Origin of the sequence: Saccharothrix ecbatanensis (assembly GCF_014205015.1) — a bacterium.
GTDB lineage: Bacteria > Actinomycetota > Actinomycetes > Mycobacteriales > Pseudonocardiaceae > Actinosynnema > Actinosynnema ecbatanense.
Genome location: NZ_JACHMO010000001.1, coordinates 5,422,826 through 5,436,698, shown reverse-complemented (window position 1 = coordinate 5,436,698; position 13,873 = coordinate 5,422,826). Strand labels below are relative to the sequence as shown.

Below are 13,873 nucleotides of genomic sequence, written 5' to 3'. Positions count from 1 at the left end.
CCGGTTCGGCGCGGCCCTCGGCAGGTAGCGGAAGTTTCCGCCCGCCCGAGCCTTGGCACAGGGTGCCCGGCGTCCCTACTTTCCAAGCATCACAAGGGAAGAGGGGGCCACATGACCGACCACACGCAGTCGATCCCGTCGCCGCGCCCGCCGACCGGCGCCCGTCCGGCGGTGGTGCTGCTGGCCGTGCTCGTCGTGGTGCTGTTGGGCGCGTCGGTGTTGACGGTCGTGCTGTTCGTCGGAGCGCGGGAGGAGCACGGGCTGGAGGTCCAGGAACTGGACCGGACGAGCGTTTCGCTCAGTGAGGCCGAGGATCGGCTCGCCGCGACGGACACCGCCAACGACGAGGTGGGGAACCGGATTTCGCGGCTGGAGACGCAGAACGCCGAACTGCGCAAGTGCGCCGTGCCGACCAAGGACATGATCATCGCGGCCAGGGATGAGGACGACGCCGCCCTGCGCCCCGCCTTCACCCGCGCGACGGACAACTGCTGAGCTGGGAGCACTCGCATGACGACGCCCGAAGCCGACCGACAGCCCACCACCCCGCCGGAACCTTTCCCGACGTCACAGCCACTGCCCTCGGCCCACCCCGCCACCGTGCCGACAGCCCAGCCGACCCCGCCGCAGCCGATGCCGGCGTCCGAGCCCCAGCCTGTCGCCGCGCAGCCCCAGCCCGCTGCCCCACCAGAGCTGTTCCCGATGTTGCCGCCGCAGCCCCAGATCGCCACCCTGCCGCAGTCGGCGCCGGCATTCGAGCCCCAACTCCAGCCCGATGGCCCCCAGCCCCAGCCCGCCACCCCGTCGAACCCGTTCCCCGCGTTGCAGCCGCCGCTCCAGTCCACTGGCCGGCAGCCCCAGCCCGCCACCCCAAGCCGGGCGCCGATCGTCGTGCTGACCGTGATGGCCACCGTGTTCGCCCTCGCCACCGCCGTCTTCACGTTCCTCTACCTGGGCGAACGAGCCGACCGGGACGCCGCCGCCGCCACCCGCGCCGACCGGGAGCGGGGCCTCGCCGACGTCCGTGGCCGACAGGACGAACTCGACCGGGCCCTGGGCACCAACCGCACCCGCGAAACCGCCCTCACCACCGACAACAACCTGCTCACCACCTGCGTGGAGGCGGCGAAGCAGTACTTCGACCTGCCGCCCGGCCAGCAGTCACCCGAGAGGTCCCGGGTCTTCCGCGTCATGTACGACGTCTGCCCGAAGATCTGACTCCGCCGCAGCCCGGACGCCGCGGACCGCGAGCCGGTCCGCGCGTTCGTTCTCCGGGTGCCCCGCGTGCCCCTTCACCCAGTGCCACTCCACCTGGTGCGGTGTCGCGGCGGCGTCGAGGCGTTGCCACAGGTCGACGTTCTTGACCGGCTGCCGGGCGGACGTCAGCCACCCGTTGGTCTTCCACTTGGCCATCCACGACATGACCCCGTTCCGCACGTACGTGCTGTCGGTGTAGATCCGCACCACCGACGGCCGCTTCAGCGTCTCCAACGCCCGGATCGGAGCCATCAACTCCATCCGGTTGTTGGTGGTGGCCTCCGACTCCCCACCGAACAGGTCCCGCTCGTGCGTCCCGTACCGCAACACCGCGCCCCAACCGCCCGGCCCGGGATTCCCGCTGCACGCGCCGTCGGTGTAGATCTCCACCACCTGCTCCATGCGGCGAAACATACCGAGCCGATCCGGCCACCCGGGACACGGCGTTGAGCACGCCTCGCCGCCGACCTCACGTCACTCTGCGTTGCGCCGAGAGCGCAATCGCCTTCCGCAGCCCGCCGCCCGTCGGCACGCTGTCCGCATGGCACTGGGATTCGCGGGTGAGGTGGCGGACTTCTACCACCGGTATCGGCGGGGTTATCCGCCGGCGGTGTTCGACGCGGTCGTGGCGGCGTTCGGGCTGACGTCCGACGACATCGCGGTCGATCTCGGGTGCGGCACGGGCCAGGTGACCGTGCCGCTCGCCGCGCGGGTGCGCGCCGTGGTCGGGGTCGATCCGGAGCCCGACATGCTGGCGCACGCCCGACGTGCGGCGGCGGAACAGGGCGCGGCGAACGTGGGTTGGGTGATCGGGACGGACGCGGACGTGCCCGCGTTGCGCGCCGTGCTCGGCGACGGGTCGGTCGGCGCGGTCACCATCGGGCAGGCGCTGCACTGGATGCGGCACGACGACCTGTTCGCCTCGACGTTTCCGCTGGTCAGACTTGGTGGCGGCGTGGCTGTGCTGACCAACGGGACGCCGCTGTGGTTGCAGGACGGCGACTGGTCGCGGGCGTTGCGCGAGTGCCTGGAGCAGTGGCTGGGGACGCGGGCCGGCACCGCGTGCGGCACCGATGACGCGAGCCAGGAGCGTTACCGGGAAAGCCTTGCCGCCGCAGGGTTCCAGGTCTTCGCGCACCACGTCGACTACACCGGCACCTTGGACGTGGAGTCCATTGTGGGCGGTGTGTTCTCGGCCCTGCCCGTCGACCGACTGCCTCCGCCGGACGAGCGCCCCGCCTTCGCCGACCGTGTCCGCCGTGCGCTGGAGCCGCACGCGCCGTTCACCGAGCACGTCCACGTCACCGTGCTGACCGGGCGGCGGGATACGTGAAGATGGGCGGGTGAAGTGGTCACGAGCGGTGCGGCACGTCGAGGAGTTGGCGGCCAAGTGCGGTGAGTTGGCGAGCCTGCCGAGTTCGATCCATCCGTTGCGGGTGGTGGAGCTGTGGGCGGTCGGGGACGTCCTGGGTGAGCCTCGGGACCTCGAACAGGTGACCGTCGCCGTGGTGGTCGACCTCCCCGTGGACGACGTGCCGTGGTTGAGCGAGCCGCACGGGGCCGAGCACTGGGCGAACGCGAGCCGGATGTCGAGGAACCCGATCAGGCCGCTGTGGCGTTCGGCGCGCGCGCCGGTCTGGAACCACGTCGTCCACCGTCCCGCGCTGGTCTGGAATTCGGTGGACGGGATCGTGGAGGAGACCCTGGCGGCGCTCCTGGACGGACGTGGTGAGCAGGCCCGGCTGCCAGCGCCCGGAGCGGACGAGCTGCGTGCGCGGCTGGGTGAGGAGTTGGCGGTGAGCCTGCGGGCACTGCGCCGCCAGACCCGTGCGTACGAGGAGAAGCGGTGGAGTCCGGGCAAGCTCACCACGGTCTCGGACGCCTTGTGGCGGGTCAGCGAGGGCTACCTCGACGTGCTGGACGCCCGGCGGGCGAGTGACTCAACCATGTGAGGGCTTCCCGTGCCCGGTCTGCTCATGTCATCAAATCAAGGGTCCGACCGGGACCGGGCGGATTTACTCCTCCGACGGCGCCTCCAATCCCGCACGGTGAGCCAGAGCAAGATGGCGAACGGCACGCTGTAGAACAGAAGGCCGCCAACAGTGTTCGCCACAGTTTTGGTCGGCCAGCCGTCGGTCAGGGACAAAATTATGGCGACCAGCGTTCCAATGCCGAAAAGTATGGTGGTCGACCACAGTGCGATCCTGCCCAGCCACTTCCAGGCGCTCACTCCCTTGTCCTTGATCGCAGTTGTGCGCAGGTCTTTCAGGGTCATCGACCCGCGAACGGGTGCACCGTCGGAGTGCTGAATCGCGACTGGCTTTCGCAGCCAGTCGTGCAGAGTCGCCGCTTCGCTCGGCACAATGCGCCGTCGGGTGGCGCCCTCCCACGCGGCACGAATGCCATGACCGAACCCCGCGACGTAGGCGTGGCTCGGCGTAAAATGAGATTCGACTGCTTCGGGCGGTGCCGCGTATGTGCCCAAGTATCGGGCGACCAAGGGTAGCCAGTTCGTCAGAGCGGGGTCCGGGGATGTCCGACCCGTGGCGATCAGTCCCCACCTTTCCCGCCACGGCTTGAGCCAGCGTATAGGGTCGAAGTTCGCTGAGATCGCCGCCTCGACTGCGAACAGCGGAAGGTCCATGGTCAAGGAAAAGCCGTCGCGGTTACCTTCTCGCTGATCGGCGAGTCGCCGCTGTTGTGTGGCGTCGTGGGGTGATGCCGCCGCTGCATTGTCACCAGAAGGTCGTGGCGGCGGCGTTGGCGCATCAGGTGCAGGCGTCCCCTGCTCATCAAGCGAATCTGGAGTACTTGGCGTATCTGCCGGCGTAGTGTGCGAAATGCGTTCCGCATCGGAGGTCGAACTGGGCCCGACTGGCGGGATCTCGGGCGTTGACCTCGGAGGAGGAAGCCACGATTCCCTGGTTGTGAGGCGTACGATGGCGAACCGGACGAGTCCGTTGCGGTTGCGATAGGGGATCCCTGCGTACACCGAACCGTCCTCGTCGACGGTCAGACATCCCGTCGCGGTGTCGCTTTCGGCTACTTCTCCGATAACTGCTCTACGTTCTGTCGTCAGGTCCGTGGCCCATAACTTCGAGCTGTGGTCGAGCGTCATGATCAATCTGTCGCTCAACACTGTCAGTGCTGCCGGGTGGGAACTCGGAACGGCCTCTGTCAGTTCCGCAATGTCCGAACCGGACATGATGATCGAATTCCGGGCACCGGTGACGACGATTTGCTCGGTGTTCAACCACGCCGCACCTGTAGTTCTGTCCGGCAGGCTGGAGGTTGCATCCGCGTTCGCGGAGCCGTCGACTTCGCCCTCCAGTCTGGAAAGCGTGGCCGGAGTCCTTCTTCCGTCTTTCGACAAGCCGGGATCGAGGTGCCACGGAGAACTGTCCGGGCCAAGGAGGAGTTGATGGTCCCTGCTGGCCGATGCGCCGGATGGTATCGGCTTCAATACACCGTTCTGATAACGTCCGACCCCGTGGGCCCTGTGTAATAGGATCGAACTGTCCATCGGTAAGGGATTGCCGTGGCAGCCACTCAAGGGAACGGCCCAGTACGCCTTCTGTGCGGCGAGGTCAATCGACAACACGCCGTCGTCTGTCGTGGCGAGCAGTTTGCCTTGGCCCTGGGAGGCGATACCAAGGTGGCGAGATTCGACGTCCTCGACCACGATGTCGGCTCGCACGTGCTCTGCAATTGATCGAAAAACCTTGGTATCCGACCTGCGTGCCGTACCGATTTTTAGCTTCGGGATGGCGCTCCGTGGGGTGAGCAAGTCTTTCAACGGTGCGTGCGCCTGGCCGTGAAAAGATGCGGCATCAGTGATGAGGTCGAGCATTTCCGGCGGTGGAATGAAACCGCTGATCATCGCGTCCCAGTGGTTCCCGTCGAGCAAGACCATGTCCAGCCGCCGCCCTTTGTCCACCTCCGCTAAGGCGTCCGGGCTGTAGCCGTGCATCGACAGGAAGACACCGGATACCCCGACCATGCGCTGCTCGACGCGACGTTGGAGCTTGGCGATAGGACCGGTCCCCGTGCTCTTCTTCTCCCACTTGGCTTCCAGGATGAAGCGGCGTCCTGCGTAGCTGAACGTCACGTCCAGCTCACCGACACTCTGCTGGTTCGCCTTGGCGACAATGCCGAAAGTGGTGAAGAGTTCCGCGATCAGGCCGTTGAATCGCTGCCCGCGTGCCTGAGGGCTCATGTTGTCGCGCAGTTGGTGGAGGTCGGAGTACTCGCGTACAAGCCTGCGCCACTTGGTCGGATCTTGGAGCACGACCACACTCTGCCTTAGTTCCTCGTCGCCTGACAGTACGGAGGCCCAGCCGAAGTTGAACTGTAGTGGGGGATAGCCGATCGAGCGCCGTGGTTGAGCGTGCCGCGCGGAGCCGAGCACTGGGCGAACGCGAGCCTGGGCTTGCCGATGTCGGACTGGCCGTGGATGACGAACTGCGTGCGCGGCTGGGTGAGGAGTTGGCGGTGAGCCTGCGGGCACTGCGCCGCCAGACCCGTGCGTACGAGGAGAAGCGGTGGAGTCCGGGCAAGCTCACCACGGTCTCGGACGCCTTGTGGCGGGTCAGCGAGGGCTACCTCGACGTGCTGGACGCCCAGACCTCCTGAAGAGGCCGGTAGTCGATGACGGTGATCTGTTCCCCGTCGACGAGTTCACGTGCCCGCGGGGAGATCAGGAACTCGTAGTCGGACCGGCGAACCTGCCAGCCGCCGTGTCCGGACCGGTGATCGGCGACGCTCGGGTGCACCGCCCACTCGCTGAGGCCCGGCGGCAGGTCGCGCAGCAGTCGGGCGTACCGGGCGGGCTTGGTGTCGACGTCGACGGAGAAGCTGTCCAGGAACGGGTTGTCGGTCACCGGCAGTCCGCGCCGCCGCCGCATCCGCCGCCGGCCCTCGTCCAGCCAGACCCGCACGGCGAGCCCGTACCCGGCCGCCAACGTCCCCGTGAGTTCGAGGATGTCGTCACGTCCGCCGTCGGCCACGGCGTCGATCTGCGCACGGAACTCCACCTCGACCTCGTCCAGCCTGGCGCGGGCGAGCAGCGTGGCACGTTCGTCGGCCGTGAACAGCCGGCCCGTGTCGTCCAGCAGCGAAGGCACCCCCTCCGCCAACGGACCCCACTGATCGGCGACCGAGTCGCGGACCAGCGTGAGGTGGATGCCGAACGTGATCCCCGGATGCCGTCGGAGCAAGTCGACAGCGTGCCGAGCCGACGGACCCACCGCCATCAAACTGCACGAACGGGCGATCCCCACCTCGATCGACTCGACCACCGCGACGTCGATGTCCTCGTTCATGCCGAGGTCATCGCAGTTGACGATCAGCACCCGCGCGTCAGGCGGAAAACCCCAGCAACTCACTCGACCGGGTGAAACCGTCGTGATCCATCCCCGCAGTGCGGGCCACCACCGAGAAATCCCGCGCCCGAATTCCGGCCGGCTACGATCGCCGACGTGGACGAGCCGAGGATCCCTGTCGCGGGAATGTCGATCAGCATCCGCACCCGCCGGGACGTGGTGGTGGTAGACCCGGACCGCTTCCTCGCTGCCGCCCGGTCCGCACACCACGACATGAACCCCGGGCTGACCGACGCCGAGGTGGCCGAGGCGATCGCCGACGTCACCGACGCCGTGTACGCCCTCCTGGAGCACGGCGACCTGACGGCCGGCCCACCTCCACAGCCACCCTCCCGCCGGTCGCCGGGCGTCCCCGACCGTCCCGACGGCCTGTCATCCGCCGGATGGATGTCCGAAGTCGTGTTGGGCGAACAGCCATTGCAGGACTACGGCTGCTTCCTGCCCGAAGACCTGTTCGCCCGCCAACCGGACCGGGGAACCTCCGAGCGGGGTTGACGGGCCGCAGGTTCGCCTGACGCGAAACCCGGTTCGGCCACGACCCGCGTGCCCCAAGCTTCGGATGTGGTCACGATCGAGGTAGTGCGCGGGGACATCACCCGCCAGGACGTGGACGCCATCGTCACCGCGGCGAACGAGTCGCTGATGGGCGGGGGAGGCGTCGACGGCGCGGTGCACCGCGCGGCCGGGCCGCGGCTGGCGGAAGCGGGCGTGTACGGGTTCCCTGCGGTGAGGCGGCCCGGATCGCCGTCATGTGACAGGTGGTCGAGCACGGGCTGTCGGCCTCGAAGGCTCGGCCTCAGAGGTCGGACGGCGCCCGACGCGTCACGTGCCCGATGTGGTGGGACGTGGCGATGGCTATCCAGCGGGGCACGGTGCCCGCGGTTCTCCCGCCCCCTCGCCCGCAACGGGTCAACTCGTGGTCGCCCCACGAGAAGTTCCTACCGGCGAACTCCGGCCGTGCCAGCAACTCCTCCGCCAAGGCGGTGAAGGCCTCGACGGCGGCACCCCGCACCGGTTTGCCGTCTTCCCTGGCGAGTTGTCTGCGCAGCGCCACCATGGAGCCCGGAGCCGTGTAGTAGAGGTACGGGTTGACAGTTCTTGGGCCAGGGGCCCCGCCTTTGGGCGGCACCGGGTGGACCACGCCGTAGTCCCCGTAGTTCACCACCCCGCCCGTCTGCTCGGTGACCGCATGCCACAGAGGAACTTCGGGGCGGTGACGAGCAGTCGTGGCGAAGCCGTTCCGGCCGGCCGGGATCGAACCGGCCAGCAGCGTCGTCGACGACGGTCCGATGGCGTCGAGGACGGTTCCGATCAGTCGTGCCGCCCGTGTCACCTGGGTGGGCTGCACGGTCTCGACGAAGCCGAGGTCGAGCACGGCGTGCAGCTGCCCCGCCTCGACACCGGTCCGGCTGACGACGCGCCGGAGCCGGTCGACGACCTCTGCCGGCGGGGTGGCGACTCCGCGCACCCGCACGACGACGTCCCGCGGCCGGTGCTGCCGGAGCAGCGAGATCGTCCTGAGTTCGTCGTCCGTCGCCGAGTCGGCGATGACGGGGATCAACGCGGTGACGTCGAGCGCCAAGAGCCCGAGTTCGTCGTGCAGCGCGTTCCCGATCTGCTTGTCGAGGAATTCGAACGGGCCGCCCGGCTGGCGGGCCAGCGGACTGGTTGCGCTGAGCAGGTGCGCGTCGATCCACAGCGGTTTGTCGTGCGCCGCCGCGTCCACCGCGGCTCTGGTGAGCCCAGGCAGGAGTTGCCCCCCTTCCGCTACACCGACGGAGTCCAGCAATTCCACGAGGATCGCCGGTCGCGTCGCGGGGATCGCCGGAAGGTGGCGGAGCGCGTCGAGTTCGCCCTTCTTGCTCTTCAACGCGACCAGTGGGGTGAAGGTCATCACGCGACTCCCTGCCGAAGAGCGCCTGTGTTTGCAAGCCGGGCAGCTTCGATCCTGGAAGTTCGACCGGTCTGCTGCCGCCTGCCGATCGGGTGATCTTCGGCTTCCGTCTCGCGCCGAGAGCCCTGTGACTCGCGAGGAATCCAGCCCTCCGCAAAAATGCTGTCGAATCTGGTCCGCGTCGTCTACGATCCTGAAGCCGACACCCTCCACTGGGCGAAAGCCACCGCGCATTTGCGAAACGCGAGTCGAATTGGCGACGAACTCAAATCGCTCCAGGTACCCCGTGAGTTGGTGCTGGCCGACGACACGTTGCCCGGCTTCGTCGAAGAACTCCGCCTCCACCTCTACTCGCGCACCGATCTCATCCACGCCTTGGTCGATCACGTCGGCGCCAGTGTCGAGTCCACCGACTACGTGGTCCACTTCATCAACGAGTTCGGCGATCTCCTCTTCTTCCAGCAGCGATTCGGCGCGCCATGGGCGGTGTTGCGCCACAGCGGGGGAGGAGGAGGTCAATCTCTTCCTCGATCACCACGATGCCCCTGGCCGTGTGGTCCTGACCGTGGACGAGCGGATGTGGGTGCGATTGTGCGCGACTGCGAGCGCGTGGTGGCGCGAAGCACCGGCGCGGAAGGGCTGAGCGCGAAGCAGGTCGTGCGGGTGGAAGGGCTGTCGTTCCCGACGGACAGCCCGCCTGCCGGCGCACCAGCCGCCTGGTGTCGATCCAGGCCCTGCCAACTCGGTGGCAGCAGCCCGGAAGTCACCGTCGTGGTTACCGTCGTCGGGGAGATGATCTCGCAGCAGTGAAGCCATGCTTGAATGAGCATGTCGGATCGAAGTACGGCAATGAGCCACTATTGTCCGACCGCACCCGACTTGTCGCGGAACCTCTTCCCGGTCGCCGCGCACCGTGATTCGGAGGTTCCGTTGCCGAAAGTTCCTGACGCTCGCAGACCCAGCCGTGCGGCGGTCAACGCGCTGCGGACGCTTCTGGAGCGACACGATCACATAGTTCAGGAGGTGGACGGCCAGAACGACTTCGGCGAGGACCAGCACGTCACGTTCACCGAGGACGGCCAGGTCACCGGCGACCTGGTCAAGATCCAGGTCAAGGGCGGCCGTTCATGGCGCAGGGCCGACGGGTACGCCGTGCCGATCGGTGACCACGGCGGCACGTGGGCCGATGGCAACATCCCGGTGCTCTGCGTTGTGCACGACCCGGACACCGACGGTCTCTACTGGGCCAATGCCACCAAGCAGCTGCTGTCGGCGCGGCGCGAGGGCAAGGTGGTCAAGACGATCACCATCGGCCCGGACCGGAAGTTGGACGATGAATCCATTGCGGACTTCGTCGCCGACGTCAGGCGTTACCTGAGCCGTTATCGGGGCAACCGGATCATCCAGGCCCAGTTGGGCGAAATGGCGGGCGTCGAATTCGGTCCATCGGACATCGTGCAGCACCACGTGAACGTGGACGGCGAGGATATGATCTTCTGGCAGCGCCGGGGTGAGGGATTCGCGACCCTGTTGCACAGCGACCTCGACTGGCATCCGGAGCACATCGGCCCTGAGCATTTCCACCCCCACGGTCGACCGGGCCTGCTTCCCGGCATGTCCGTAGTGGCGAACACGATACTGAGCAAGGCCGAGGCGCAGTGGCTGGCAGCCTGCTTCGACGCGGCTCGGTGGGCTCGCGAACCCGCCGTCGACGATCCGCCGCTGCACACCAACCTCGACGCACGTGACAACTACGTGGCCAAAAGGGTCGAACTCCGTCTTCGGATCGACCCCGACGCGTTGACCCGGTCGATCCAGGAAATCCGCACCGAGATCGAGATCGACCACGACCTCGCTACCACCGGCGCGGAGTTGAAGTCGGATGCCGAGGCATGTGCCGAAGCGCTGGCGAAACCGTGGCGTGAGATGTCGGACAAGGCGCGTCGGCTCGTCACGTTCTACCTGGTCAGAGAAGTTCGGGTGGAATCGCCCGCGTTGCCGATCGACGAGCAGTTCCGGATCGTCTGGCGATGCCCCCGGCCGGCTGCGGAATACGGCTTCGGCGCGCGGGTCGGACAGCCGAGCACTCGCATGTCGTCGAACCGGGAGCTCGTATCGGCCTTCGAGCTCAGACCGGGCGACAGGATCTACTGGCTGAGTCGGCATGGGAACGAACGCGGCCGGAGCGTTTCGGCCGTCTGGGATTCCGAAGACACGCCCGGAGCCGTCTGCGTGCTTTTCGATCAGCTGATGCTGGGGGACACCTTCTGGCCTGAGGAGTTGTTCGCCCGGAAGGTGTCCGCCGAACCGCGCTCCGGCGCATTCCGCGCTTAGCTTCCCCGCGGCGAAACGGGCCGCCTGGGGGTCAGGCGGCTCCGTCGGGAAGTGCTTCAGGTCACCAGCCGCGCGAACGCCACTCGTCCAGGTGAGGTCGTTCACGCCCCAGAGTGGTGTCGTCGCCGTGACCCGGGTAAACCCACGTCTCATCAGGCAGAACGTCGAACACTCGGGACGACACGTCGTCGATCAACGACGTGAAGGTTTCAGGTGACGTCGTTTTGCCGACCCCTCCCGGGAACAGCGAGTCGCCGGTGAAGAGGTGGGGGTGCCCGCTTGGGTCGCGGTACAGGAGGGCGATGGAGCCCGGGGTGTGGCCGCGCAGGTGGATCACCGTCAACGGCACTTCGCCGACGTGCACGGTGTCACCATGCTCCACCAGCACGTCCGGTGGAATCGGCAGCACGCCCGCGTCCGCGGCATGCGCGACGGTGTTCGACCCGTTCGCGCCCGCCACCGCGCCGAGAGCACCCCAATGGTCCGCGTGCTGGTGCGTGGTCACGACCGTCTTCACCCGGGGGCGGTCCACCGAGTGGCCCACCACGTCCGACAGCCGTTGCGGATCGGCCGCCGCGTCGATGAGCAGCGCCTCGCTCGTCGCACGGCACACCAGCAGGTAGGCGTTGTTGTCCATCGGCCCGACGGAGATCTTCGTGATGGTCAACGCGTCCAGCGTGCGCCGTGCCGCCGGCCCGCCCGGCGTCACATGCCCCGTGTAGTCCTCTAGTACGTCCACATTGGCCGACGGTAGCCGACCGGACACCCCTCAGGGTCCGCACGACCCGACCCCTAGGGTTGAAAACGGTCACCACCGCCATCACCGATGTCCTCCGAATAGGGTTTTCGCACCTCGTGCCTACCAAACGCCGGATCAACTGGGACGTCCTGCGCATCCTCGCCGTGCTGTGCGTCCTCCTCCAGCACGCCACCCACGCCGGCCCGTCCGTCCACTCCGAACTCGGCCGCCCGTTCTTCGTCTTCAGCCTCGAATTCGGCGCGAGCGCGCTCGTCGTGATCTCCGCCTTCTTCGCCTGCGCGTCACTCGCCAAGGGCGAACCGGCCCGCTTCCTGCGCAACCGCCTGGCCCGCCTGGTACCCGCCTACGTCGTGGCCGCCACCTGCACGTACGCCGTCCTGCGCTACCTCGCCCCGGCCGGCTGGAGCCACCTCGAACCGCGCGACCTGCTCTTCAACGCCCTCATGCTCCAGAACTGGTTCCCGGACGTCCGCCTGGTCGACTTCTCCTACTGGACCCTCCCGGTCCAGGTCACGGGCTTCGTCGCGGGCGCGCTGCTGGTGTCGAGGGTCCGCGGCCGGGCGGTCAAGGCGCTCCTCTGGACGCTCGTCGCCCTGCCCCTGGTCACCCGCGTCTGGACGGTCGAGGACGGCGTGGTCCGCACCCTCTACGACGGCCTGGGCGTGCACCGCGGGCAGCTGTTCGCCATCGGCGTCGGCATCTGGCTGTGGTCGAAGGGCCGCCTCGGGGACCGGCACCTGTTCGCCCTGCTCACCGCGTGCCTGCTGGCCCAGACCGTGCACAGCGCGGACTTCGAGTCGACCGTCGGGCTCGGCGTGCTGCTGATCGGCGTGTGCGCCGCCGCCGGCGGCCGGGACTGGGACATCGCCCCCGTGCGCCTGCTCGCCCGCCCCATCAAGTGGCTCGCCGGCATCTCGTACGGCGTCTACCTGGTGCACCAGGAGATCGGCTACGTCGTGATGGCGAAGGTCGCAGCCTTCGGCCCGTGGACCGAACTGGCCGCCTTCACCGGCACCGCCGTCGTGCTCGGCTGGCTGCTGACGAAATTCGTGGAACGCCCGGCGCACCGCGCCCTGACCACAAGCCGACCCGACACGAGCCGCGACCCCGCGAGCGGCAGCCCCGTGAGCGGGAACACCGTGAGTCGCGACACCGTGAGCGGCACCACCAGCCGCACCACCGCGGGCCGACCAGCCGCGAGCCGCCCCACCCTGGTCGGCCTGCTGCTCACGGCCCGCCTGCACTCATCTCAGAGCCACTTGGGCAGCGTCGGCGCCGTCCCGTTCAGCCGTGCCCCGCTCTGGCGACCGGTCAGCCACGCCAGCACGTCGGCCGCCGCACCGCTCACCGTCGGCGACGTCTCACTGGCCGCCGTCAGCGCCCAGCTGCGCTGACGGCCGTCCTGGAACGTCACCTCCAACCGCGCCCCGGGCACGTCCGGCCGGTCCGCGTACTGGCCGACCGCGTCCTCCACGAACCCCTCCAGCAGCTCCACCGGCAGGTCCTCGAACCCGATGCCCCGATCCAGGTCGACCAGGTGGAACCACACCTCGCGCAACCGCAGCCACGGCACCCGGTGCGCCAGGAACACCCCGCCCTTCGGGTGCACGACCTCCGCCTCCCACGCCGTCGCGGGCAGCTCACGGGCGGCCGTGGCGAAACGCTGGCACGCCGCGTCCAGATCGGCCCGCAGCAGCTGCGGCAGCCTCCGCGCGCCCTCGGTGATGTCCGCGTCACGGTCCGCCGCGCTCGGGTACATCAAGTGCTCGACGCCGGTCTTCGCCCACGTCAGCAGGTTCACCAGGGCGTCCGCGTTCCGTGCGACATGCGTCACCACGTGCCCGCGGCTCCACCCCGGCAGCAGGCTCGGACCGCGCAACGCGGTGAGGTCGAGGGCCGCCACGACCTCGTACAACACCTCCGTCGCCCGGTCGACCTCGGCGAGTCCGGTGACCGCGTCTTGGACCGCGGCGGACTGCTCGCGGGGCGCGGGTACGCTCGTCCGGTCGGATCGGACCTGGGCGGCATCGGCGAAGCTCATGGGCACCTCATCCCGGAGTATGCGGCCGAACGGCCTATCGCCCCAGCGTAGGGGCCTTGACTACCTGTCGGTAGAGCCGTTGGCGCACGATCCCGGAAGTGCCCGTAACGGTTTTGTCGGTGGTCGCACCTAGCATGGTTGACGCCCTCCCCGACAGGGCCGAAGCAGTGGTCCGATACGCTTTTCGAACATCTGTTCGGGGGAAG

At 68.1% G+C, this 13,873-nt stretch carries 14 protein-coding genes and 2 pseudogenes; 10 read left to right on the top strand and 6 right to left on the bottom strand.

The window, feature by feature from the left end; all coding sequences use genetic code 11:
* The first annotated feature begins 111 nt into the window (after positions 1 to 111).
* Together F4560_RS22785 and F4560_RS22780 are read left to right on the top strand one after the other, a co-directional pair.
* Positions 112 to 495 (top strand): hypothetical protein, encoded by a 384-nt coding sequence (locus tag F4560_RS22785; RefSeq protein WP_184923002.1) that lies wholly within the window; start codon positions 112 to 114, stop codon positions 493 to 495.
* A 15-nt stretch (positions 496 to 510) separates the two neighbouring features.
* On the top strand, positions 511 to 1,218 hold the full coding sequence (locus F4560_RS22780) for a hypothetical protein (protein WP_184923000.1): 708 nt from the start codon (positions 511 to 513) through the stop codon (positions 1,216 to 1,218).
* On the opposite strand, the gene rnhA is transcribed toward F4560_RS22780, so the two are convergent.
* Positions 1,162 to 1,659 carry a ribonuclease HI gene (gene rnhA, locus F4560_RS22775; RefSeq protein ID WP_246477872.1) on the bottom strand — a complete coding sequence of 166 codons (498 nt, stop codon included), beginning with the start codon at positions 1,657 to 1,659 and terminating at the stop codon, positions 1,162 to 1,164. The two genes, F4560_RS22780 and rnhA, sit on opposite strands and share 57 nt — an antisense overlap.
* Positions 1,660 to 1,798: 139 nt before the next feature.
* Here rnhA and F4560_RS22770 point away from each other — a divergent pair, with 139 nt between their 5' ends.
* Both F4560_RS22770 and F4560_RS22765 read left to right on the top strand, forming a co-directional pair.
* A complete protein-coding gene (locus tag F4560_RS22770; RefSeq protein WP_184922996.1) occupies positions 1,799 to 2,590 on the top strand; it encodes a class I SAM-dependent methyltransferase in 792 nt (263 codons plus the stop codon).
* A gap of 10 nt (positions 2,591 to 2,600) precedes the next feature.
* Positions 2,601 to 3,209 carry a DUF7711 family protein gene (locus F4560_RS22765; RefSeq protein WP_184922994.1) on the top strand — a complete coding sequence of 203 codons (609 nt, stop codon included), beginning with the start codon at positions 2,601 to 2,603 and terminating at the stop codon, positions 3,207 to 3,209.
* Between the two features lie 35 nt (positions 3,210 to 3,244).
* On the opposite strand, the gene F4560_RS22760 is transcribed toward F4560_RS22765, so the two are convergent.
* Positions 3,245 to 5,545, bottom strand: a complete 2,301-nt coding sequence (locus F4560_RS22760; protein WP_184922992.1) for a restriction endonuclease — start codon at positions 5,543 to 5,545, stop codon at positions 3,245 to 3,247.
* A gap of 89 nt (positions 5,546 to 5,634) precedes the next feature.
* On the opposite strand from F4560_RS22760, the gene F4560_RS22755 reads away from it, so the two are divergent.
* On the top strand, positions 5,635 to 5,889 hold the full coding sequence (locus F4560_RS22755) for a DUF7711 family protein (RefSeq protein WP_184922990.1): 255 nt from the start codon (positions 5,635 to 5,637) through the stop codon (positions 5,887 to 5,889).
* On the opposite strand, the gene F4560_RS22750 is transcribed toward F4560_RS22755, so the two are convergent.
* A complete protein-coding gene (locus tag F4560_RS22750) occupies positions 5,856 to 6,608 on the bottom strand; it encodes a ChbG/HpnK family deacetylase (protein WP_312869425.1) in 753 nt (250 codons plus the stop codon). The two genes, F4560_RS22755 and F4560_RS22750, sit on opposite strands and share 34 nt — an antisense overlap.
* Before the next feature lie 126 nt (positions 6,609 to 6,734).
* Between F4560_RS22750 and F4560_RS22745 the strand changes: the two genes are divergently transcribed.
* Positions 6,735 to 7,133 carry a hypothetical protein gene (locus F4560_RS22745; RefSeq protein WP_184922986.1) on the top strand — a complete coding sequence of 133 codons (399 nt, stop codon included), beginning with the start codon at positions 6,735 to 6,737 and terminating at the stop codon, positions 7,131 to 7,133.
* Positions 7,134 to 7,199: 66 nt separating this feature from the next.
* A pseudogene (locus tag F4560_RS22740) lies at positions 7,200 to 7,355 on the top strand (macro domain-containing protein); the annotation flags it as partial.
* Positions 7,356 to 7,434: 79 nt separating this feature from the next.
* Here the strand turns inward: F4560_RS22740 and F4560_RS22735 are convergent.
* On the bottom strand, positions 7,435 to 8,532 hold the full coding sequence (locus F4560_RS22735; protein WP_184922984.1) for a beta family protein: 1,098 nt from the start codon (positions 8,530 to 8,532) through the stop codon (positions 7,435 to 7,437).
* A gap of 159 nt (positions 8,533 to 8,691) precedes the next feature.
* On the opposite strand from F4560_RS22735, the gene F4560_RS22730 reads away from it, so the two are divergent.
* Both F4560_RS22730 and F4560_RS22725 read left to right on the top strand, forming a co-directional pair.
* Positions 8,692 to 9,342 (top strand): hypothetical protein, encoded by a 651-nt coding sequence (locus F4560_RS22730; protein WP_184922982.1) that lies wholly within the window; start codon positions 8,692 to 8,694, stop codon positions 9,340 to 9,342.
* A 12-nt stretch (positions 9,343 to 9,354) separates the two neighbouring features.
* The gene (locus tag F4560_RS22725) at positions 9,355 to 10,866 is read left to right on the top strand and encodes a DUF4365 domain-containing protein (protein ID WP_312869424.1); all 1,512 of its coding nucleotides are present in this window, start codon (positions 9,355 to 9,357) and stop codon (positions 10,864 to 10,866) included.
* 61 nt (positions 10,867 to 10,927) lie between these two features.
* Here F4560_RS22725 and F4560_RS22720 read toward each other — a convergent pair whose 3' ends face one another.
* A complete protein-coding gene (locus tag F4560_RS22720) occupies positions 10,928 to 11,605 on the bottom strand; it encodes an MBL fold metallo-hydrolase (protein WP_184922980.1) in 678 nt (225 codons plus the stop codon).
* Positions 11,606 to 11,721: 116 nt separating this feature from the next.
* Here F4560_RS22720 and F4560_RS22715 point away from each other — a divergent pair, with 116 nt between their 5' ends.
* Entirely contained in the window at positions 11,722 to 13,020 is a 1,299-nt protein-coding gene (locus F4560_RS22715; RefSeq protein ID WP_312869423.1) for an acyltransferase family protein, read from the top strand.
* On the opposite strand, the pseudogene F4560_RS22710 reads toward F4560_RS22715, so the two are convergent.
* A pseudogene (locus F4560_RS22710) lies at positions 12,972 to 13,667 on the bottom strand (maleylpyruvate isomerase N-terminal domain-containing protein); the annotation flags it as partial. The gene F4560_RS22715 and the pseudogene F4560_RS22710 overlap by 49 nt on opposite strands.
* Between the last annotated feature and the right edge of the window lie 206 nt (positions 13,668 to 13,873).

What these genes read in the sequence shown, in the direction of transcription:
- F4560_RS22785 (WP_184923002.1), top strand. Translation starts at nt 112, where the DNA reads ATGACCGACCACACGCAGTCGATCCCGTCGCCGCGCCCGCCGACCGGC.
- F4560_RS22780 (WP_184923000.1), top strand. Translation starts at nt 511, where the DNA reads ATGACGACGCCCGAAGCCGACCGACAGCCCACCACCCCGCCGGAACCT.
- rnhA (WP_246477872.1), bottom strand. Translation starts at nt 1,659, where the DNA reads ATGGAGCAGGTGGTGGAGATCTACACCGACGGCGCGTGCAGCGGGAAT.
- F4560_RS22770 (WP_184922996.1), top strand. Translation starts at nt 1,799, where the DNA reads ATGGCACTGGGATTCGCGGGTGAGGTGGCGGACTTCTACCACCGGTAT.
- F4560_RS22735 (WP_184922984.1), bottom strand. Translation starts at nt 8,532, where the DNA reads ATGACCTTCACCCCACTGGTCGCGTTGAAGAGCAAGAAGGGCGAACTC.
- F4560_RS22730 (WP_184922982.1), top strand. Translation starts at nt 8,692, where the DNA reads ATGCTGTCGAATCTGGTCCGCGTCGTCTACGATCCTGAAGCCGACACC.
- F4560_RS22725 (WP_312869424.1), top strand. Translation starts at nt 9,355, where the DNA reads ATGAGCATGTCGGATCGAAGTACGGCAATGAGCCACTATTGTCCGACC.